The 19,850-nt window shown below is 62.8% G+C and carries 19 protein-coding genes and 1 tRNA gene; 6 read left to right on the top strand and 14 right to left on the bottom strand.

Annotation, left to right across the window (positions count from 1 at the left end; all coding sequences use genetic code 11):
* The first annotated feature begins 68 nt into the window (after positions 1 to 68).
* Entirely contained in the window at positions 69 to 833 is a 765-nt protein-coding gene (locus HTY61_RS15070) for a GGDEF domain-containing protein (protein ID WP_175277572.1), read from the top strand.
* Between the two features lie 4 nt (positions 834 to 837).
* Here the strand turns inward: HTY61_RS15070 and HTY61_RS15065 are convergent, their stop codons facing one another.
* Positions 838 to 1,164 carry a hypothetical protein gene (locus tag HTY61_RS15065; RefSeq protein WP_175277571.1) on the bottom strand — a complete coding sequence of 109 codons (327 nt, stop codon included), beginning with the start codon at positions 1,162 to 1,164 and terminating at the stop codon, positions 838 to 840.
* A 204-nt stretch (positions 1,165 to 1,368) separates the two neighbouring features.
* Between HTY61_RS15065 and HTY61_RS15060 the strand changes: the two genes are divergently transcribed.
* The 3 genes from HTY61_RS15060 (at position 1,369) to HTY61_RS15045 (ending at position 4,248) form a co-directional block, all read left to right on the top strand.
* Positions 1,369 to 1,445: transfer RNA gene (locus HTY61_RS15060), tRNA-Arg, on the top strand.
* Between the two features lie 795 nt (positions 1,446 to 2,240).
* The gene (locus HTY61_RS15050) at positions 2,241 to 3,215 is read left to right on the top strand and encodes a Gfo/Idh/MocA family protein (protein WP_175277570.1); all 975 of its coding nucleotides are present in this window, start codon (positions 2,241 to 2,243) and stop codon (positions 3,213 to 3,215) included.
* A gap of 88 nt (positions 3,216 to 3,303) precedes the next feature.
* Positions 3,304 to 4,248 carry a LysR family transcriptional regulator gene (locus HTY61_RS15045; RefSeq protein WP_175277569.1) on the top strand — a complete coding sequence of 315 codons (945 nt, stop codon included), beginning with the start codon at positions 3,304 to 3,306 and terminating at the stop codon, positions 4,246 to 4,248.
* Between the two features lie 3 nt (positions 4,249 to 4,251).
* Here the strand turns inward: HTY61_RS15045 and HTY61_RS15040 are convergent, their stop codons facing one another.
* Genes HTY61_RS15040 through HTY61_RS15015 form a run of 6 tightly spaced genes read right to left on the bottom strand, consistent with a single transcriptional unit; the run spans position 4,252 to position 8,811 of the window.
* A complete protein-coding gene (locus tag HTY61_RS15040) occupies positions 4,252 to 5,220 on the bottom strand; it encodes a substrate-binding domain-containing protein (protein WP_246272819.1) in 969 nt (322 codons plus the stop codon).
* A 57-nt stretch (positions 5,221 to 5,277) separates the two neighbouring features.
* Positions 5,278 to 5,562, bottom strand: coding sequence for a hypothetical protein (locus tag HTY61_RS15035; protein ID WP_175277567.1), 285 nt, complete (start codon positions 5,560 to 5,562; stop codon positions 5,278 to 5,280).
* Positions 5,559 to 6,395, bottom strand: coding sequence for a DODA-type extradiol aromatic ring-opening family dioxygenase (locus HTY61_RS15030; protein WP_175277566.1), 837 nt, complete (start codon positions 6,393 to 6,395; stop codon positions 5,559 to 5,561). Before HTY61_RS15030 ends, HTY61_RS15035 begins: the two co-directional genes overlap by 4 nt.
* Positions 6,396 to 6,415: 20 nt before the next feature.
* Entirely contained in the window at positions 6,416 to 7,180 is a 765-nt protein-coding gene (locus tag HTY61_RS15025; protein WP_175277565.1) for an ABC transporter ATP-binding protein, read from the bottom strand.
* A gap of 18 nt (positions 7,181 to 7,198) precedes the next feature.
* Complete coding sequence (locus tag HTY61_RS15020; protein ID WP_175277564.1) at positions 7,199 to 7,975, bottom strand: ABC transporter permease; 777 nt, start codon at positions 7,973 to 7,975, stop codon at positions 7,199 to 7,201.
* Positions 7,972 to 8,811 (bottom strand): ABC transporter permease, encoded by an 840-nt coding sequence (locus HTY61_RS15015; protein ID WP_175277563.1) that lies wholly within the window; start codon positions 8,809 to 8,811, stop codon positions 7,972 to 7,974. Before HTY61_RS15015 ends, HTY61_RS15020 begins: the two co-directional genes overlap by 4 nt.
* A 243-nt stretch (positions 8,812 to 9,054) precedes the next feature.
* On the opposite strand from HTY61_RS15015, the gene HTY61_RS15010 reads away from it, so the two are divergent.
* Positions 9,055 to 10,107 carry an ABC transporter substrate-binding protein gene (locus HTY61_RS15010; protein WP_246272818.1) on the top strand — a complete coding sequence of 351 codons (1,053 nt, stop codon included), beginning with the start codon at positions 9,055 to 9,057 and terminating at the stop codon, positions 10,105 to 10,107.
* A gap of 70 nt (positions 10,108 to 10,177) precedes the next feature.
* Here the strand turns inward: HTY61_RS15010 and HTY61_RS15005 are convergent, their stop codons facing one another.
* From HTY61_RS15005 to HTY61_RS14980, 6 genes are all read right to left on the bottom strand, one after another.
* Entirely contained in the window at positions 10,178 to 11,257 is a 1,080-nt protein-coding gene (locus tag HTY61_RS15005; RefSeq protein WP_175277562.1) for an AbrB family transcriptional regulator, read from the bottom strand.
* A gap of 4 nt (positions 11,258 to 11,261) precedes the next feature.
* On the bottom strand, positions 11,262 to 12,740 hold the full coding sequence (locus tag HTY61_RS15000) for an aldehyde dehydrogenase family protein (protein ID WP_175277561.1): 1,479 nt from the start codon (positions 12,738 to 12,740) through the stop codon (positions 11,262 to 11,264).
* Positions 12,737 to 14,284, bottom strand: coding sequence for a tripartite tricarboxylate transporter permease (locus HTY61_RS14995; protein WP_175277560.1), 1,548 nt, complete (start codon positions 14,282 to 14,284; stop codon positions 12,737 to 12,739). Before HTY61_RS14995 ends, HTY61_RS15000 begins: the two co-directional genes overlap by 4 nt.
* An 18-nt stretch (positions 14,285 to 14,302) precedes the next feature.
* A complete protein-coding gene (locus HTY61_RS14990; protein WP_175277559.1) occupies positions 14,303 to 14,767 on the bottom strand; it encodes a tripartite tricarboxylate transporter TctB family protein in 465 nt (154 codons plus the stop codon).
* Between the two features lie 26 nt (positions 14,768 to 14,793).
* Positions 14,794 to 15,762: a Bug family tripartite tricarboxylate transporter substrate binding protein gene (locus tag HTY61_RS14985; RefSeq protein WP_175277558.1), complete on the bottom strand. Its 969-nt coding sequence runs from the start codon at positions 15,760 to 15,762 to the stop codon at positions 14,794 to 14,796.
* 80 nt (positions 15,763 to 15,842) lie between these two features.
* The gene (locus HTY61_RS14980) at positions 15,843 to 17,672 is read right to left on the bottom strand and encodes a thiamine pyrophosphate-binding protein (RefSeq protein WP_175277557.1); all 1,830 of its coding nucleotides are present in this window, start codon (positions 17,670 to 17,672) and stop codon (positions 15,843 to 15,845) included.
* A gap of 205 nt (positions 17,673 to 17,877) precedes the next feature.
* On the opposite strand from HTY61_RS14980, the gene HTY61_RS14975 reads away from it, so the two are divergent.
* On the top strand, positions 17,878 to 19,077 hold the full coding sequence (locus tag HTY61_RS14975; RefSeq protein WP_175277556.1) for a LysR family transcriptional regulator: 1,200 nt from the start codon (positions 17,878 to 17,880) through the stop codon (positions 19,075 to 19,077).
* 18 nt (positions 19,078 to 19,095) lie between these two features.
* On the opposite strand, the gene HTY61_RS14970 is transcribed toward HTY61_RS14975, so the two are convergent.
* Positions 19,096 to 19,803 carry a class II aldolase/adducin family protein gene (locus HTY61_RS14970; RefSeq protein WP_175277555.1) on the bottom strand — a complete coding sequence of 236 codons (708 nt, stop codon included), beginning with the start codon at positions 19,801 to 19,803 and terminating at the stop codon, positions 19,096 to 19,098.
* Positions 19,804 to 19,850: the final 47 nt, after the last annotated feature.

Raw genomic sequence — 19,850 nt, 5'->3', positions numbered from 1 at the left:
GATTGGCATGTAGGGCCGCTATTTGTCGCGGCGGTGCAGGATGTTGCCATGGTTCGGGGAAATGACTCATGATCGATGGCGGCGCCTATTCCCGATGGTTCAGCGGCTTGGACCCATGGCAGCAATCGGTGCTCGTGACGATTGTTGCCGTTCTCTGTGCCGACATACTCACGCTGGTCTTCTACAGCCTGTTTTTCGCGGACCGGCTCGTATTGGACCTTGTGTTGACCGCCGTCATCACCTTTGCCGTGGCATTTCCGATTAGCTGGCTGTTCATGGGGCAGTCGACCAGGGTTGCGCGGCTCGTCGAGGAGCTGCGGGAGGCATCCCAGACCGATCATCTGACGCGTCTTGCCAATCGTCGCGAGTTCATGGCTTCGGTCGGTACCCTGATTTCCGCATCGAAGTGCCCGCATGGAGCCGGAACGCTTCTTTTCATCGACGCCGATCATTTCAAGAAGATCAACGACACTTGCGGGCACGGTGTCGGTGACCGTGTCCTTGTCGCGCTCGGTGCGGTCATTCGCGACAGCCTGCGATCGGCCGACGTCGCCGCCCGCATGGGCGGCGAGGAGTTTGCGGTTTTTCTGAACGGGACCGACACGGCGGCAGCGCAGGTTGTCGCCGAGCGCATCCGGACCCGGGTCCACCCAATCGCCGAAAGCATGGATCTTGCACAGGTCGGCGTTACGGTCAGTATCGGGATCGCTCGCCACCGCAACGGGCAGGATCTGGACGACGTGCTTCGGGCGGCGGACCGTTCCCTTTACGTCGCGAAGGAGCGGGGTCGCGACCGTGTCGTCAGGGATATCGACATGTTCCCCGCGGCCTGACGGTCTATTGCTTGTATTCCCAAACCTGCTCGAACTTCAGGTCGGTGAACGCCATGGCGTCCCGAGCGGCTGCGTCGCAGCCCAGCGCTTTCACGTTGCGTTGCATTTCAACACGCCAGGCTGGTGCGTCCGCCAGCGCTGCCGACCGGTCCCGCGCACTCAGGTGCCCGCCGGATACAGCGCTCGGATAGGCGAAATATTCCGGACAGCTTGCCTCGATCGCGGCCGTGTAGCCGCGAAAGATCGCGAATCGTACGGCTTCGTTCTCCCCGGCGTCGGATGGCAGGGCCGGGATCGCCGCCAACGCGGCCAGCATCGCTCGAGTCTTCATCCCCGTTTCCGTGACAGGCTACCACGACGACAATGCCGATAGCGCGGATGTCGCGAGACTGTCCATCCGGTACGGAACGAGTTCACAACCTGGCGGCGACGGCGTCGGCCGCGCGAGCGGGAAACATGAAACTGCCGGACGATTTCGCATTGAAGGAATCGTTCTGCTCGGTTATCAAGGCCGGGCTTTGGCCCCGCGCCCGGAGCACCCGTAGCTCAGCTGGATAGAGCGCTGCCCTCCGAAGGCAGAGGTCACAGGTTCGAATCCTGTCGGGTGCGCCAGTCCTTTCAATGGCTTACATGGATACGGACTATGGTAGCTTTGCAAGAGTAACCACCGATGCGAGCCGGTCAATGGCTCTCAGGGAGGACTCGCATGGTCGATGGAGAGGGACAGCTCGCCGGAACATGTCGGTCGGAGCAAGGCTGATTCCTGCCGTCGCAGGAATATCTCGCCGAAATCGTGTTCTGGTTGCAAAAGGGAAGCTGATCGCGGCATCGAGGTGCTGATCACCCCGCCCGAGTGATCCAGCTTGATTGTTCGTGCATGACCGGATCGGGACGATGGTTACCCGGGCCCCGCAGGCGATTGCGCAACCTGCGCAAATCCGCGTCGACACCAACCAGGCTCCGATCGACGCTGGATGAAAGCTCAATGGGATCGAGACTCGTTCAGATCGGGAACGCTATGAGCGTGGCAAGGGCGACAGCGGGTAGGAAGTTGCGTGTCAGCTTGTCATAGCGCGCTGCTATGCGGCAGAAGCGGACCGATGATGGCCATTTCCTCGTCCGTCAAATCGCTTTGAAAACGCCTTATGGCCAAGACTGCCTCCCAGATTGAAGCCTGGAATTAGAACCCCGCTGATTTGGGAATCCCCTTGGTCAACAGAGCCTTGCATCTGCTCGCGGCAACCGGCGTGCGGACCGCGGATACCCAGCCTGTATGCTTGTGGAGGAAATCAAACTTTAAAAGGCTAGCAGCGCTTCGCCAAATGTTTTGGAACAAAGCGAGAGAATTTGGTTTGACGTCTCCTAAACGGCATCCTTGCCGCTGCCGCACGAAGGGAGCCAGATGAAATGCTGAACATCGCAGTGTTCGGGTCCGGCAAATGGGCGGATCGCCTAGTTGGATCGGTACAGGGCAAGAGCGAAAAGATCGCGTTCAAGGCGGCGGCGAGCCGCAATCCCGACCGCCATGTCGATTTCGGCGAAAAATACGGCATTGCCATTCGCAACTACCACGAGGTGCTGGCGGATCCAGCCATCGATGCCGTGCTCATCGCGACGGCGCATTCCAGTCACCGTGATCTCGCAGTCATGGCTGCCGAGGCGGGCAAGCACGTGTTCATCGAGAAGCCACTTGCCCTTACCGTCGCCGACGCAGAGCGGATCATTGCCGCTTGCGACAAGGCGAAGGTCCGGCTCGCTCACGGCTTCAACCGCCGCTTCGCGCCGGCCTATCTGGAAATGGTCAGGCGGCTGCACGCCTCCGAGATCGGCGAGATGTTGCATCTTGAAGGCCAGTTTTCCGGTCCCTCGGGCTATGCGCTCAAGCCGGGCACGTGGCGGGCGGAGCGGGCGGAGTGCCCGGCCGGCGCGATGACGGCGCGCGGCATTCACGCACTCGACGCGATGATTTCCATGGCGGGGCCGGTCAAGTCGGTGTTCTGCTACAGCGAACGGCGGGTGCTCGACGTCGACATCGACGACGTCACCTCAGCGCTGTTGCGTTTTGACAGCGGGGTGACCGGCTATCTCGCCTCGCATCACGCGACCGGCGAGATCTGGCGGCTGCAAGCCTACGGCACCCGGGGATGGCTGGAAATGCGCGGCGACACCGACCTCGTCATTTGCAAGCTTGGCAACGATCCGGAACGCATACCCCTGGTCGGTACCGACAAGGAACGAGCGGAACTGGAGGCCTTCGCCGACTTCGTCGCCGGTGGCAGGGCCTATCCAGTCACCAACCAGCAGGCGCTGAATGGGATCGCCGTCGTCGAGGCGATGATTTCCTCGGCGCAATCCGGCCGCGACACGGCCATTCACCAATAGCCCTCACGGTGTACCCTTGCCAGTCCTTTGCGCGCTACGGTATTGCTGACGACTAGGACGCGCGACCCGAAAGGCCCGGCCGAGACAGATGCACATCAATGACCGGCAGCTACGGTATTTCGTGAAGGTTGCCGAGGTCGGCAACATGACGAAGGCCGCTGCGTTGCTGCATGTCGCCCAGCCGGCGCTGGGCATCCAGATCAGGCAGCTGGAGGAACTGCTCGGCACGCCGCTGTTCGAGCGCCACTCCCGCGGCGTCTCAGTGACGCCGGCGGGCCAGAGGCTCTATGAGCGCGCCTGCGTAATCCTGCAGCTGATGGAAGAGGCGGAAACCGAGTTAAGGGCGTTTGGCGAAAACCGTCAGGAGATGCTGACGTTCGGCGTCACGCCCTCAATCATGCGCCTCGTCGGGACCGAGATCATCACTGCAGTGCGGCGCGACTTGCCGGATGTCTATCTGAGCCTGATCGAGGAAACGAGCCACGTCTTGGAGGGGAGCCTGCAGCGCGGCGAGATCGACCTTGCACTCACCTACGAACTGCCGGCGAACACACCCATCGCGAACACGCCGATGCTGGTCGAGGAACTGCTTCTCGTGACCCATCCGCGCATGGCGCCGGCGGCGCCGGCGGTATCCTTCGCCGATCTCCTCGGCATGGAGCTCGTGCTCGCCCACAGCCGCGACCCGATCCGCATCCTTGTCGAGCGGGCCGCGCAGGAACGCGGTCTGAGTGTCAATGTCGCCTACGAAGTGCAGTCGCTTCAGGCGACGCAGCGGGTTGTCATGGAAGGCTCGGCGGCGAGCATCCTTCCCTACGGCACAGTGGCGCAGGAACTGGCCGCCGGGAAGCTCGTCTCGCGGCGGATCGTCGAGCCGCAGCTCCATCGAACGCTCTATCTGGCCCGCCCGTGCGGGCGTGGCGCCTTCGTCAACGAGAATGGCATCATGCGCCTGATGCGCTCGGTGGTGAAGCAACTGGCCATGGACTTGGACGATCTCGCCGAGCTGAGCGAGGATGGGGAAAGCGGCTGACGCTCAGATGACGGCGGTCTCCAGGGTGCTGGGATGGAACAGTTCCTCCGGCGCCACCTGGCGCGGCGAAAGGCCCTGGCTGTGGTGATGCCGCAGGAAGGTCTCCAGAACGTGCCGATTCGGCCCGAGGCCGTAGGACCAGTAGTCCTCGCCCATCAGTTCTTTCACCTCGTGGATTTGCTCCTCGATGAAGGGCAGCATGACCTTGGTTGCCGAGGTGTCGGACAGCCGGTCGGCACAAACCCTTTTGGCCGCGTCGAAAGCCTTGGCCACGGTCGCCGGAAGCCAGGGATGATTGTCGACGAGGTCGCGGCGGATGCCGACGACATGCATGATCGGGAAAATGCGAGTGCGCCGGTAGTAGTCCAGGGCCGCCGCCCTGGGATCGTCGAACAGCCAGCCAACTTTGTTTTCCGGCCCGAAGCACGAGGGAATGCGCGGTCCGATCAGCGCATCTATCTCGCCGGCGGCGAGCATGCCGGAAAGCGTGCGGCCCTCCGGCGCATCGCTCAGCATGACGTCGCCGGGCAGGTCGAGCTTGATCTTTTCCGGCCGTCCCGGCTGCTCGATGCCGGCGCGCACCCACTCTATGTCGGCCGGCCTGACGCCGTACTCGTCTTCCAGCAGCGCGCGCGCCCACACATTGGCGGTCAGCTGGTACTCCGGTACGCCGACACGTTTTCCCTTCAGCGCCGCCGGGGCGTCGATTCCGCGGTCCTTGCGCACATAGATCGAGGTGTGCCGGAAGGCTCGCGAGGGAAAGACCGGAATTCCGACATAGGGGCAGTCGTTGCGCGCCGTCTTCACGGCAAAGGAGCTGAGGGACAATTCGCAGATGTCGAAATCGGCGTGGCGGAAGGCGCGGAAGAATATTTCCTCCGGGGACAGCCGCAGGAAGACGGGATCGACCCCGTCGATTTGCACTTCGCCGTCGAACAGCGGGCGAACGCGGTCATAGTCGCCTACTGCCATGGACAATTGCAAGTTACTCATTCGGAGGGCCTTTCTCGGGCTTTGGTGTTGCCGGATTCACAGGTCGGTCTTCGGCGTCAGCCCGTCGACGGCGCGCATGCGCTCGTTGTAGACGGGCAGGGTCAGGCCGAGCACTTCGAAGCGGGTGAGGTAGCCCAGCAGGAAGGCGTTGGCGCCCATCAGGTAGAGCCTGCCGACATCGCCGGCCAGCACGGCCTCGCGCTCCTCGTCGGTCAAGTCGAGCCGGGCGACGACCTGCTCGGGATAGTTCTGCATCGCGTAGCGGTGATTCTTGTCGTGCATGAGCTGGTGGCACATTCGGTTCACGGCATAGATGCTCATCGGTTTCCTCCCGCTTCCCAGACGCCGTAGGCGTGGCCACGTATCTCCTGCAGGTCGATCCAGGATGCCCGGTCGTTGCCGACCGCGCCGATCATCGCGATCCAGTTGAGCAGTTCGCCGCCGACATTTCCTGCGGCCAGCATTCGCTCCTCCGTCGCTTCCGACAGAAGGGTGTCCATGTCACCGGCCAACATCAGTTCGATGACGCGCTTTGCCCAAGGCAGGTCCGGCACGCCGTAGTTCTCGCCGGGAAACATTTTCGGTCCGGCCACGTCGAGCGAGAAGCTGCCAGTGCCGATGACCTCGACGCGGATGTCTTCCGGCCAGGAAAGGATCGCCTGACGGAGCGCACGGCCGAAGGTATGGCATCGCGAGGCGAGCGGCATCGGCGGCAGGTGCCCGTTGAGAAAGACCGGAATGATCGGGATGTCGAGGTCCGGCGTCAGGAAATAGAACGGCACGCCGATCGAATGGCCCACCCGGTAGTTGGTCACTAGTGCCGTGTCGAATTCCTGCGCGACGAGCCGACGGTGCAGATGCAGCGCCAGGGCCTTGTTCGAGCCGATGTCACGCGGCGGCATCAGTGCCACGTCGTCGACGGGGCCGTAGAAGGTGTGGTCGCAGCCGATTGCGAAGGTGGGAAAATTGTCGAAATAGAAGGTGTTGAAGTGGTCGGTGTCGACGATCACGATCACGTCCGGATCGTGGCGCTGAAGTTCCGCGCGCACCTTGCCGAATTGACGGTTTATCTCGCCGTCCGGCCCCTCCGCTGCGGCAAATCTGGGGAAATAGGGCGTATGTGGCACGCCGATTCCTCCCGCGATGGTCGCCATTTCTTTCTCCTCTTTCCCGTTTAGCCGTTCCGGTCCTGCCGGGGGCGCATGATTTCCCGATAGACATGTTCGCGCAGGCGCAGGTACCGCGGATCGGCCTTGGTGGTGATCTGGTCGCGGTGCCCGGGTAGCGGTACGTCGAGCACTTCCTGCACCGTCGTCGGCGGCGCGCCCAGCACGACGATCCGGTCACCCAGATAGACGGACTCGTCGATGTCGTGCGTGACGAACAGGATCGTCATGCCGTAGCGCGCCTTGATCGACAGCATCAGGTCCTCGAGGTCCGAGCGCGTCTGCGCGTCGACCGAGGCGAACGGCTCGTCCATCAGCAGTATTTCCGGCTGGTAGGCGATGGCCCGGGCTATCGAGGTGCGCTGCTGCATTCCGCCCGAAAGCTGCCAGGGATAGCGGTCCGTCGCTTCGGTCAGCCCGACGGCCTCCAGAGATTCCCGGACGAGGCGTTGCGCGTCGTCGGCGGTTAGGCCCTTGTTGCGCAGTGGAAAGGCCACGTTCTGGCGCACGGTCATCCAGGGAAAGAGCGAGCGCGAGTAGTCCTGGAAGACCAGTGCCATCTTCTTCGGCGGTTTCGTGACCGGCACGCCGTCGAGGATCACCCGGCCCGAGCTGGGGGGGACCAGCCCGGAAAGACACTTCAGCAGGGTGGTCTTGCCGCATCCCGACGGGCCGACGATGCAGGTGAACGCGCCCTGTGAAAATTCGACGGATATATCCGCGATGGCGCGTACCGTTCCGAAACTCTTGCTCAACTTCTCGACGCGAAGCACCTCTTTCCTCCCCGGGAGCTAGTGCGCGGCAGCGCGCGCGCCGCGGTGCCAGGCGAGCACCCGGCGCTCGACCAGCAGCAGCGTCATGTTCAGGCCGTAGCCGAGTATGCCAAGCAGGATGATGCCGGCCCACATGGCGGGAATGTCGAACAGCCGCTTTGCCTGCCATATGCCGAAGCCGATGCCGTTCGAGGCCGCCACGAACTCGCTGATCACCATCATGATCACGGCAAGCGACATGCTTGTCCTGAGACCGGCGAAAATGCTGGGCATCGCACCCGGAATGATGACGTGCAACAGCGTGTCGCGCCGGGTGATGCCGAACACGCGGGCCGTCTCGCGCAGGGTCGGGTCGATTCCGGAAATGCCGGCAATCGTGTTGAGCAGGATCGGGAAGACGCATACGAGCGCGATCAGCAGGATCTTGGCGCTGTCGCCCACGCCGAGGACCAGCAATGTCAGCGGCAGCAGCGCCGGCGGCGGCAGCGCGCGGAAGAACTCGATCAGCGGAGTCACGGCGAGGCGCGTTCGCCGCGAAAGGCCGCACAATATGCCGAGGCCGACTGCAAGCGCCGCTGACAGGGTGAAACCGATCAGGATGCGCCGGATGCTCGGCCATATGTCGCTTGACAGCCGTTCCCCCAGCCAGTCCGCCATGAAGACCGAAAGAACCTCGCGAAGAGGCGGAAAGAAGAAGTCGTCGCGCGGTCCGGCCCACAGCGCATAGGCGGCGACCAGCGCCAGCGGCGTGGCGATTTCGAGCGCGATCAGCAGGACGGTCAGGCGCGGTTTCATGCGTGTGCCCTCCTGTAGGACGGGTGCCAGAAAAGGAGTTTCGACTCTAGGCGGGCCAATGCCGTGTTCAGGCCCCATCCGAGCAGGCCGGAGGCTAGTATCAGTGCGTAGGCGCGTTCGACATTGGCTCCTTGGCGTGCCTCGAGGATGATCTTGCCCAGTCCCGGGACGCCGATGACGATCTCCATCGTCACGACGATGATCAGTGCCACGGCCGCGCCGATCCGCACGCCGGTGGCGATGTAGGGCAGCGCCAGCGGCAGCGAGACCAGTGCCAGCCGGGCGGCGCGTCCGAAGCCAAATGATCTAGCCGTCTCGACCGCCACCGGCTCAACATCGTGCATGCCGTAGATCGACTGGATCAGGACGGGCCAGAATGCGGCGAATGCGGCGAGAAATATCTTGCTCTCGTAGTTGATGCCGATGACGAGGATCACCGCCGGAATGAGCGCGACGGACGGAATCGGGCGCAGGAACTCCACTATCAGCCGCAGCGCTGCGAAGAGAAGGCGCGACGCCCCCATGGCGACGCCAAGCGCAATGCCGAGCGTTGAGGCAATGAGGAGGCTCGCTGCCCAGGTCCAGAGCGTGTTCCACAATGCCAGCCAGAAGTCCGGTAGCGCGAATTGCGCCGCCAGCGTGGCAAACATGGTGGTCGGCGCGGGGAAGAACTGCTGCGGCACGATACCGGATCGCGTAACGAACTCGACTAGGGCGACGAACGCAAAGGTGCCGAGCCACGGCAGTGCCGCGTCCCCGGTCAGCACGACGGCGATGCCCGTCCCGTTCCGGGCGGCATCCCGCGTGTCGATATCCGCGTTCGGTTCTTTTGCCATCTGTCCTCTCGGCAGCGCCCCGTGCGCATGCATGTGCGATTGATGGCACGACGCGTTGTGGCAAACCCACAACAGTTTGCTTAGGGCTGCCCTTCGAATTTGCTGCGTCGCCGGATGCCGGTGGTCGGCGACCACATTTTTGCAGCGCTGCCATTAGTCATTTGTAGTGGGTCCGGCCGGGCGATCATGCGATTTTAGTGGGATCGCGGCGCAATGCGGCCGCGCATTGCATGGGAGGAGCCTATGAACACGCCTATGTGCGCGGACATGCATCCGCGCAAGATAACCCGTCGAGCGATCGGCATCAGGGCGCCGCTCGCGGTGGCGCTGGCCGTGGCGTTCGTTGCAGCCGGCATCGCGCCGGGGGCGGCGCAGGACGACAAGCCGCTCGATCCGAACAATCCCTACCGCGTCACGCTCGGCACCATTCCGATCGCGCCGCTGATCCCGGCCTTCCTGGCCGTGGAGAAAGGTTGGTTCAAGGACGAGGGACTGGAGGTCGAGCTGAAACCCGAACCGGGGGGGCAGGATATCGTCACCGCCGTTGTCGCCCAAGAGTTCGACTTCGGCTTCTCCAACCAGACATCGTTGCTGATCGCACGCTCGCGCGGTCTGGGTGTCAGCGCCATAGCCAAGGCGGTCGTTGGTTCGCCGGACGTCGAGACTGCCTGGGACGGCGTCATCGTGAAGATCGACAGTGACATCCGGGAGGCGACCGACCTGATTGGTAAGACCGTTTCGGTCAACACGCTCAACAACACGCCCCACATGGTGCTGCTGCGCGCGCTGGAGAATGCCGGCGTCGAAAACCCGCAGGAGCAGGTGAATTTCATCGAGGTCCAGTTCCCGGATGCGGTCGGCGCGGTCAATCAGGGCCAGGTCGACGCTGCCTGGGTGGTCGAGCCCTTCGTGACCGTGGGCGACATGTTTGGCGACACCCGCGTCATCATGCATCCCCTGATCGAGACGGGACCTAGCTTCCTGATGTCGGCCTATTTCACCTCCGACAAGCTGATCGAACAGCGTCCAGACGTTGTCGCGGCCTTCACTCGGGCCATCAACAAGGCGATGGAATTCGCCTCGGAGAACCCGCAAGAAGTGCGCGACTCGTTTCCAAAGTTCAACGAGAACGCCAATCCCAAGGTAGCCCACTCGATGGCCTTGCCGTTCTGGAACACGACGCTTTCCGCGACCGATTTCGAGATGGGCGCAGAACTGGCCAAGCGTTACGGCTTCATCGACGAGATCCCCGATCTGGAGGAATTCGTGAAGACGCCCGACAAATACGGGCAGTAGGCTGGGACAGGGACCCCGGACGCAACCTGGCCCGGCGGGCAATTGCCTGCCGGGCCTTTTCACGTGTCCCTCATGCTTCCGGCGCGCCGCCGCGTTCTATGAGGCGGTATAACTGCGGCAGCACCGCCACGGTGAAAAAGATGCGGTACAGATGGTGCAGCGTCACGAAGGGTACGCTCAGATGCAGCGACAGGGCGATCAGGCTCATTTCGGCCAGCCCTCCGGGCGCGAAGGAAAGGATCAGCGCCTCCAGCGACGTGCCCGTGAGATCCTGAAGGAAGTATCCGCAGCCGACTGCGCCGAGGAAAACGAGGCCGAAGGCCAGGAATGCAAGGCCGGTCGCCCGCAGGATCTCGCTGCGCGAGACGCCGGTGAAGCCAACCCCGAGAGCGGTGCCGATCATCAGCTGCGTCAGCGCGATCAGCGCCGGCGGCAGGGCTCCATCAGCCCAGCCCATTATGTGAACGAAAGCGCTGGCGGCAATCGCTCCCGAAATGTCCTTGGCCGGCAATCTCAGCCGCCGCGCAACCAGCGTGCCGACGACCCCGGCGACCGCGAGCACGGCAAAGTCGACCGGTCGGGCCGGCCCCGTAACCCCGCCCATGGTCACGCCCGCAGCGCTTCCAACCACCGTCCCGCTGACTGCCCAGAAGATCAGTGGCACCAGGAAGACGATCAACGAGATACGCAGGAAATGCTGAATGACGATAACCTGCTGATTGCCGCCTGCCTCCTCGCCAAGAATGGTCGCCTCGACGAAGCCACCGGGAAAAGAAGCGAAAAACGCGGTGGCGTTGTCGTATCCCCCTATGCGGCGAAAGATGAAAAACACGATGCCATGCACGACCACAATGAATGCCGACAGCGCGAGCAGGCTGGGCCACCATTGCGGTATCCCTTCCAGCACTTCAGCGGAAAAGGATGTACCGATCATCACTCCCAGGACCGGCAAGAAAAGGTCGCGGCTGGCGCGGGGCCACTGGGGTGGTGCGCCGAATATGTCGATCCGCATCAGGGCGACGATGCACAGCGCGATCTGGGCACCGATCAGCCACGGCAGCGGCAGTCCCGCAAGGCTGGCGAGAAAGCCGCCGACGGTAGCGATTGCGAGCGTTCCCGCGGCTGTTTTCCATCGAAATTGCGACGACACGTCTCTAGTCCAGCGCGATGTGGATGTTCTTCTCGCGCGTGAAGGAGAGCATTTCGCCGATGCATTCCTCGCGCCCTATTCCCGATTGCTTGACGCCGCCGAAAGGCGCACCGAGGAAATGCGCCGCCGACTTGTTAACCCAGACGAAGCCGGCTTCCGCCCGGCGCGCCATGCGGTGGGCGCGTGCAAGGTCGCGGGTCCAGATGGAGCAGGTCAGGCCGTATTCGACGTCATTGGCCTTCTCCATCACGTCGTCCTCGTCGGTCCAGCGAAACACCGACAGCACCGGACCGAATATCTCCTCGCGGGCAATCGTCATGTCCGTGGTCACGTCGGCGAAGATGGTTGGCTCGACGAAATTGCCCCTGGCCAGCGCCGGGTCGTCGGGCACGCCACCGCCAGCCACCAGTCGCGCGCCTTCGCGTCGGGCGCCCTCGATATAGCCGAGCACGCGATCCCGCTGCTTCGCACTGATCAGGGCACCCATCGTCGTCGAATAATCCGTCGGATCGCCGGGCTTGAATGCCTGGACCATCTCGACCACCCGGTCCAGCACCGCGTTGTGGATGTCATTGTGGATGAAAACCCTACTGGTCGAACCGCAGGACTGGCCGCACCAGGCGAAATTCATGCCAGCGACGATTCCCTTGGCTGTCTTTTCGATATCGGCGTCGGGACAGGCGATCAGCGCGTTCTTGCCGCCGAGTTCGAGAATGACGTCCTTGATGGTGGCCGAGGCCCCCTGCATGACCGCCCGGCCGGTCGGCACGCTGCCGATCAGCCCCACCTTGGCAACGTCGGGATGACTGGCCAGTGCCTGTCCCGCTTCCGGTCCCCCATGGACGACGTTGAGCACGCCGGGAGGAAGAATGCCGTCGATCAGTTCCAGCCAGCGCAGGACCGAAAGCGGAGCCTGTTCGGCGGGCTTCATGACCACCGTGTTGCCGGCCGCCAGCGGCGCGGCAGCCTTCGAGGCGCAGAACATCAGCGGATGGTTGAAAGCGACGATGCGTCCGACGACACCCAGCGGCTCGCGCACCGTCATGTTGACCGCGTCCGGTCCCATCGGGATGGTGTCTCCCTTCATCTCGAGGACGAGGCCGGCGAAGTAGTCAAGCTGGCTGGTCGCGATGTCGATGTCCTTGAGCATGGCCGCGACCGGGTTGCCGGAGTCTGCGGCGTCGACGAGTGCCAGTTCTTCCTTGTGTTCACGCATTACGGCCGCGATTTCCCGCAGCCGCCCCGCCCTCTCTAAAGGCGGAGTGTCGCGCCAGGCCGCAAAAGCGGATTTTGCCGCAGAGATCGCCGCTTCCATGTCGGATGCATCGCCATAGGCGACGGATCCAAAGCTCTCGCCTGTGGCGGGGCTGAAACATTCCTCGCGGCGGCCACTGTTCGCCGGCTTCCATTCTCCGCCGTAATAGAGGTTTCGGCTTTCCGGCAGCCTCGGTCGCTGGCTGCCCCGCGGGGTCTTGCTGTTCATGATTTTTCCTCCCGGGCAGTGGACTCTTCTTCGAATTGCGGGAGCGGGGCGCTACGCATGCTCGACCTGAGGATGCGCCACAGCGAGAATACGGTCAGCGCAATGAAGAACAGGACGATCGGATGCTGCAGCAGATCGGCTGGACGATCCTGGAACAGGATCATCGCCTGGCGCACTGATTGTTCGAACGTGCCGCCGAGAGCGAAGCCGATAATGAAGGTCGCGATGGAGAAGTCGAGCTTGCGCATGAAATAGCCGATTACGGCGAACACCATCATGACGGCGACGGAGAACATCGAGTTGCCGTTGGCGAAGGCTCCGGCGATACACAGTACAACAACAACAGGATGGATGACGGATTTCGGCAGGCTGACGATCAGCGCGAACAGCCGGAGCCCGACATTGGCGATACCGAAATTGATCCAGTTCGCCATGAACATCGCGGCGAATATCCCGTAGACGAGCTGGCCGTGCTCGCGGAAGATCAGCGGCCCCGGCTCGACACCGTGGATCAGGAAAGCTCCGATCAGGATCGCGGCGGAAAGGCTGCCCGGAATGCCGAGCGCGAGCAAGGGTATCAGGTTGGCGCCGACGACGGCGCTGTTCGCGGCCTCGGTCGCCGCGACACCCTCCAGCTTGCCGGTGCCGAATTCCTCGGGGTTCTTCGCTGCGCGCTTGGCGGCCGCGTAGCCGAGGAAACCGGCGACGATGGCGCCAATGCCCGGCACCGCGCCAACGCCGGTGCCGATGGCCGCAGAACGCAGTATCGTCGGCAGGCATTGCCTGTATTCGGCGAGACTGACCCGCTTGTTTTCGCGCGGGATCGAGCGGCCGAACACGTCTTGGGCAGGCGCATGCTGCTCACGCTTGAGGAACCGGGCCTCGATCTGGATGATGATTTCGGAGAGTGCCAGCAGTCCGATCGTCAGCGGAATGATCGGGATGCCCTCGATCAGCTCGTTCAGGCCGAGCGTCAGGCGCGGCTGCGCGGTCTCGATGTCGAGGCCTACCGTCGACAGGAAGGCGCCGAGCACGGCGGCGATCAGGCCGCGCAGCAGCGACTTGCCCGACAGGCCGGCGATGATTGTCAGTGAGAACAGGAAGATCGACGCCATTTCCGCAGGCCCCATCTTCAGCGCGATGATGGCCAGGGGCGCGGCCACCGTGAACAACACGAGATCGCTCAGTATGTCGCCGGTCACGGAGGCGTAGAGCGCCATCTTCAACGCTTTCAGTCCCTTGCCCTTCTTGACCAGCGGGTAGCCGTCCAGCGCCGTGGATGTCGATTCCGGAGAGCCGGGCGTATTGAGCAATATCGCCGCGACAGACCCGCCGAAAGTGCCTCCCTTGTTGATCCCGATAAGGAAGGCGATGGCCGTCAGGGCCGACATGTAATAGGTCAGCGGCACGGCAACGGCGATCGCCATCGGCCCGTTTAGACCCGGGATGGCACCGACCATGATGCCCATGAACACGCCAAGGGCAATGTAGAGAAGGTTTGTCAGCGTAAAGGCGTCCGCGACGCCTGCGAGTATGGTTTCCACAGCGCTGCTTCCCTGGTCCTATGGCAGGAATACGAAGAAAAACTTCTTGAAGGCGTAGTAGACGGCGACCGGCACGATCAGCGATATCGTCGCGAGGCGGAAGGGATGCTTGCGCAGATCCCCCATCAGGGACGAAACCACCGCAATGCCAATTGCACCGCCGACAATGAACCCGGCGAAATCCACGAGCGCGTATATGGCGACCATGAAGGCCGCGAAACCGGCGATGAAGAGCCAGTCATGCACATGCATTGGCGGCTCGTCATTTTCCGTGGCGGGCTTCGACGTCATCAACTGGAACAATCTGTGGCCGACAAGCGTGACCGACAGTATGACGAAGAACCATGCGAGCACCCGCGGAAAGAAGTCCGGCGCGAGGCCATAGTCGGAATGGCCGCTGATCTGGGTGGGGATAATCACGTAGATCGTCAGCAAGCCTGCAAAGGCCAGCAACAGTCCAGACAGGATATCTGTACGATGCACGCGATTACCCCCTTTTCCCCGGACGCCTACTTCGCGTCTTCGCTCATCATGATTTCAATGAACGGCTTCACCTGGTCAAACTGCATTTGCAGATACTCGTCCGTCGCCTCGGGGCCGCGGTAGTCGGCACTCAGGTACATCTTGGACTGCAATTCCGCGCGCAGTTCCGGCGTCAACGCCCTTTCCACGGCGGTGGCCAGCGTGTTCAGCACGTCATCGGGCACGCCCTTGGGCGCGGACAGCATGAAGGTGTCGACGAAAGCGTAATCGATGCCGAGTTCCTGCGCGGTCGGAATGTCCGGGAAGTCGGCGTTACGCTCATAACCGAGCGAAAGCAGCGGCTTCATGTCGCCAGCCTTGACCTGGGCGTGCCAGCCGGAGGCGCCCCATGTCATGTCTGTGTGACCGCCGAGCACCTGCTGGATGCCGACCGAACCGCCCTTGACCGGGACCACGTCGATATCGATGCCTTCCTTTTTCTCGATCGCGATGGCCATGAGGCGCGAGACCGAAACCTGAGAGGACAACGACAGGGTCTTGCCGTTGTTCTTCGCGTCGGCAATCAGTTCCTCATAGGTGTTCCAGGGGGCGTCCGCCTTGACGACGAGCGCGTCCTGCGGAATCGACACCGTGGCGATGTGATCGAAGTCGTCGATCATCTTGTACTTGATGTCCGAGTTCAGCTGAGGCGCAAGCACGTAGGCCGCGCTGGCGCCCATGCCGATCGTGTAGCCGTCCGGCTTGTCGGTCATCAGCGTCGTGGCCATGACAGTGCCGCCGCCGCCCGGCTTCTGGACCGCCACGACGGGAACGCCAAGTTCCTTCTCGAGGTTCTTCTGCAGCAGACGCGCCGTGGTATCGACGGCGCCGCCGGGATTGAAGCCGATATACATGGTGATCGGCTTTTCGGGGAACTCCGCCCATGCGGCACCGGCCGACACGATCAGAGCCGTTGAGGCGGCCAGTTTCAGTAGTGTCTTGAAAATCGTGTTCATCTGTTCATTCCTCCCGTTGGTATTGTTGAACTCTATAAGGTGCCTTGCGTCCTGACCTCCTCTTCGCATCGTACCTGCGGCTACAAACCGAAATCCGTGCCGTAACCTTCCTCGATGCGGGCATCTATCAGAACCCTTCCGCCCGCCTTGACCGTCTCTGCCGCGTGTTCCAGCGCTGCGGCGAATTCCCGGTGACCGCACAGCGGCCCGAGCGCTTCAAACCCCTGGGCGCGCGCCATGGCGCAGATATCGACTTCCGGGTCTGTCAGCCGCTGCCCGATCCAGCGGTTTTCTGCCGGACGTCCTCGCGCTGTCGCGACTCGTTCCTGGTGCAATTCGTCATTGAAATAGGACCGGTTGTTGGCGACCACGATCAGGAGCGGCAGGTCGAGATGGCTCGCTGTCCATAATGCGTTGATGCCCATCAGCGTGTCGCCGTCTCCGAGAACCGCCGTGACGAGGCGGCCGCTGTTGCGCAGGGCAAGCGCGGCGCCGACCGCATGGCCGGGACCGACGCCGACGGCCGCACCACCATCTTTGCCGAGATAGGAGAGAGGATGGTCGAACCGGCTGGCCGCACGCGGCCAGCCCAAGGGATAGCGCACGAATGTGGCGTCGTTCTCCGCGCCGAACCGGCGCAGGATCATGGCAAAATCCCCGATCGCCATGCAGCCGTCACGGTCGCCCACCGGCTCGTCCGGCAGGCGCGAAGTCCAGTGCGGGCCGCCGAAGTCCCATCCGTCCGCGGGCATTACACCCGTCCCGGAGATGCGGCCGAGGAGATCGGCTGCAAAGCTGTCCGGATGGGCAAGAAGATTGATATCGGCGGCCGGCAGAGCCTGATGATCCATGCTCCAGCCATTGGCGACGAGGCTGTCGAGCGACACGTGGACGACAGTGGTATCGACGGGTTGCTGGGTTTGCGAGCGGTCCGTGCAGCTGCGCAGATATCCCGCCAGATCCATCCAGTCGAAACTGACGATCAGGTCGGATTCCTCGACGAGCCGCATCTCCGCCTCGGAACGCTGTTCACCGCAGACCGGCAGCAAGTGCCGGGGATGGTCCGTGGGAAAAGCCGCGGGATTGTGAATGCTGGTGATGACGGCGGCGCCGGCGGCCTCGGCCAGTTTGACCCGCGTATCCCAGGCGTCCTCGCCACGCGACACCCGGCCGAACATGAACAGAGGCTTGCGCGCGTTCCCCAGCGCCGCCATGACCGCGTCGAGTGATGCGGCAGACACGGCCGGAGGCTGCGGAGGGGCAAAGCGGCTCACGGCGGGGATCGCCACCTCCCGGTCGAGCTTCTCCTCCTGCCAGGTAACATCCAGGCAGATATAGGTCGGGCCGAAAGGCGCGCTGCTTGCAATCTGGTGCGCGCGAAGCAGGGATTCCACCGCCGCCTCGGCCGAAGCCGGCTGGTCATCCCATTTCACGTAGTTGCGGATGATTGAAGCCTGGTCGCGCGACGTATGCACCCAGTCTATCCACGGGCGACGCTTGTGGGCATCCACTGGACCGGTCGCACCGATGATCAGCATCGGAACGCGATCGCACCAGGCATTGTAGATCGGCATTGCCGCATGCATCAGGCCGACATTGGAATGCAACGCCACCGCAATGGCGCTGTCGGTCGCGCGGCCGTAACCGTCGGCGATCGCCACCGCATGCTCCTCATGGAGGCACAGAACCATGCGCGGATCGCGATTGCCGAGGTAGTTGACGAGAGAGTCGTGAAGCCCGCGAAAGCTCGAACCGGGCACCAGCGCGACATAGGGAATGTCGAGATCGCGCAGCAGCGCGGCAACGACGTCGCTGCCCCATCGCGGCGTGTCCTCGCCTGCCGGAACAGGCCGTTCCAACCGGTCCAGATAGTCCTGATCCTCGGCTGGCTGGCTGGCGGTCTCGTTCATTCGTAAGTTCCTCCCAACGGGCAAGATTTGCTTTGCCCGCAACCGAGCCTTGCGCAGATGCCGCTGAAATGTAATTGATTTCTGCTTTCCATGAATGCATTCTAGTTATAGGCTATTCTTCACAATCTCTTTGAGCACAAGGATTTACGGAGATTCAGTTCAAAAATTATATGGCAGCAATGCAATGCGGATATAGGCTCCTGCTTTGATCAAGCTGCGGAAACTGCGCGTGATGGCGGCTGTCGCCGATGCCGGGTCGGTGGCCGGTGCGGCGCAGCATCTCAATCTTTCCCAGCCGGCGGTCACGCGCTCCATCCAGTCGCTGGAAACGGAACTCGGCGTCGAGTTGTTTGCGCGGACCGGGCGCGGCATCCATTGCAATACCAACGGCCGAACCCTCGCTAGACGCGTCAGACGCGCGTTGCATCAGCTGCGCATCGCGGAGTCGGCGCTGTCACCGCCTGGAAGAGAAGTTTTCGCGACCGCACCGCTGAGCGAACAAGCGAGCGACCATGAACTGTCCGCGGTGGTAAATATCGCCGCCCATGGCTCGGTCAGCGCCGCGGCGCGGAAGGTCGGCATCTCGCAGCCGGCGCTGAACCGGTCGCTGCGTATGCTGGAAACGCGGCTCGGCCAGGATCTTTTCGACCGTACGGGCCAGGGGATGCGGACGACGCCCGCGGGCGATCACGTCGTTCGCCGCGCGAAACTCGCAATGTCGGAAATTCGTCAGGGCCTGGAAGAGATTGCGTTCGCCAGCGGTGCTGCTGGCACGGTCGGCGGCCGGATAAGGATTGGCGCGCTGCCACTAACCCAGATACGCTTGGTGCCGCTAGCGCTAAAATCATTGCTGGAGCGTTTTCCCGCTGCTGAAATCGCGGTCGAGGATGGTTCCTACACGTCCCTGCTCGCGGCACTCAGGCATGGCGATATCGACCTTCTCGTCGGGACGATCCGTGACGCGAACGAAACCTTTTCCATATCACTGTTTGAAGACGTGACCGCGCTCGCCGTAGGAGCCGACCACCCGCTTGCATATAAGGAAAAGGTCTCGCTTGCCGACTGCCTGAACTGGGACTGGGTGCTTCCTTTCGCGGGCGTCCCCCTGCGCGTCATCCTGGAAGGCGCCATCGCCGACGAGGGATTGGCTCCTCCCCGGAATGTTATCGAGACCGACTCGATGATCGTGGCGCGCACGCTGCTCGTCGAGAGCCGCTACATCGCTGCGTTGTCGCCGCACCAGCTCCACTACGAGATAAAAGCCGGGCTGCTGAAAATCCTGCCGGTGAACATCGGACAACGGCCGAGACCCGTTGGCGTCACCATGCGCGAGGATTTCCAACCGACACCGTTGATTGGCGCGCTGATAAGCGAACTGAAACGCGTTGCCGGCGAAATCGCGTAACCGCGGGCGCCATCCTTTTCAGGGCTCCAGCCGGGAGGCCCAGAATTCCCAGGCGCGCTCAACCGGAGCGCCACCATCGTGTTTCGCGGCGGCGGCACGGATTTCTCCCGGCGTCAGATATGACGGCTCGCCAAGCGCAAGCGCTTCCGCAAGAAGACGTGCATTGTCGCGCATGCATATCGCCACGAAAACAGCCTGCTTCAGGCTGTTGGCCGCGCAACAGGCGCCGTGGCGCTTGAGCAGAACGGCGGGACCGCTTCCCATGGCGCGGGCAAGCGAATTCGCCATCGCCATGTCGGAGACCAGAAGGCTCGTGTCACCGAATTCCTGCTGGCTGTCCCACACCGGCACCTCCGCGCCGGCCACCGCGCCCAGATGGAAGACCGGGCGCAGTCTTGCCGGAGAGACGGCAAATGGCAGAACAGCGGGATCGTGATGATGCACCACGGACATCACATCGGAACGTGCCTTGAAGATGGCGGCGTGGATCACCGTTTCCAGATACGGTTTCAAGTCGCCGTCCAGCACGTTCGCTTCAAGGTCGAAGCGCATTATGTCACGCGCCTCGACGAGTCCGGGACTCCGCGACCTCGACAGAAAGAACGCCCCAGGATCATCGGGGTCGCGCAGGCTGACATGGCCGAAGGCGTCGAGCACGTTCTCGTTGGCGAGAATGCGGTTGGCAAGGACCAGCTCGTCGATGATCGCTTCTCTCGAACTGCCCATGGCATGCCTGCTCCCTGTATTCGTCGCAAGGACGGACGGTGACGGCG

The organism is Oricola thermophila (assembly GCF_013358405.1).
GTDB lineage: Bacteria > Pseudomonadota > Alphaproteobacteria > Rhizobiales > Rhizobiaceae > Oricola > Oricola thermophila.
Note: the sequence above shows the minus strand (reverse complement) of the source record. Positions and strands in the feature narration are given on the sequence as shown.

Excerpts from the sequence above, each read along its gene's own strand:
- HTY61_RS14970 (WP_175277555.1), bottom strand. The coding sequence starts at position 19,803 with ATGGGCAGTTCGAGAGAAGCGATCATCGACGAGCTGGTCCTTGCCAAC.
- HTY61_RS15045 (WP_175277569.1), top strand. The coding sequence starts at position 3,304 with ATGCACATCAATGACCGGCAGCTACGGTATTTCGTGAAGGTTGCCGAG.
- HTY61_RS15035 (WP_175277567.1), bottom strand. The coding sequence starts at position 5,562 with ATGAGCATCTATGCCGTGAACCGAATGTGCCACCAGCTCATGCACGAC.
- HTY61_RS15040 (WP_246272819.1), bottom strand. The coding sequence starts at position 5,220 with ATGGCAGTAGGCGACTATGACCGCGTTCGCCCGCTGTTCGACGGCGAA.
- HTY61_RS14985 (WP_175277558.1), bottom strand. The coding sequence starts at position 15,762 with ATGAACACGATTTTCAAGACACTACTGAAACTGGCCGCCTCAACGGCT.
- HTY61_RS15015 (WP_175277563.1), bottom strand. The coding sequence starts at position 8,811 with ATGGCAAAAGAACCGAACGCGGATATCGACACGCGGGATGCCGCCCGG.
- HTY61_RS15000 (WP_175277561.1), bottom strand. The coding sequence starts at position 12,740 with ATGAACAGCAAGACCCCGCGGGGCAGCCAGCGACCGAGGCTGCCGGAA.
- HTY61_RS15050 (WP_175277570.1), top strand. The coding sequence starts at position 2,241 with ATGCTGAACATCGCAGTGTTCGGGTCCGGCAAATGGGCGGATCGCCTA.
- HTY61_RS15065 (WP_175277571.1), bottom strand. The coding sequence starts at position 1,164 with ATGAAGACTCGAGCGATGCTGGCCGCGTTGGCGGCGATCCCGGCCCTG.
- HTY61_RS15020 (WP_175277564.1), bottom strand. The coding sequence starts at position 7,975 with ATGAAACCGCGCCTGACCGTCCTGCTGATCGCGCTCGAAATCGCCACG.
- HTY61_RS14980 (WP_175277557.1), bottom strand. The coding sequence starts at position 17,672 with ATGAACGAGACCGCCAGCCAGCCAGCCGAGGATCAGGACTATCTGGAC.
- HTY61_RS15010 (WP_246272818.1), top strand. The coding sequence starts at position 9,055 with ATGAACACGCCTATGTGCGCGGACATGCATCCGCGCAAGATAACCCGT.
- HTY61_RS15070 (WP_175277572.1), top strand. The coding sequence starts at position 69 with ATGATCGATGGCGGCGCCTATTCCCGATGGTTCAGCGGCTTGGACCCA.
- HTY61_RS15030 (WP_175277566.1), bottom strand. The coding sequence starts at position 6,395 with ATGGCGACCATCGCGGGAGGAATCGGCGTGCCACATACGCCCTATTTC.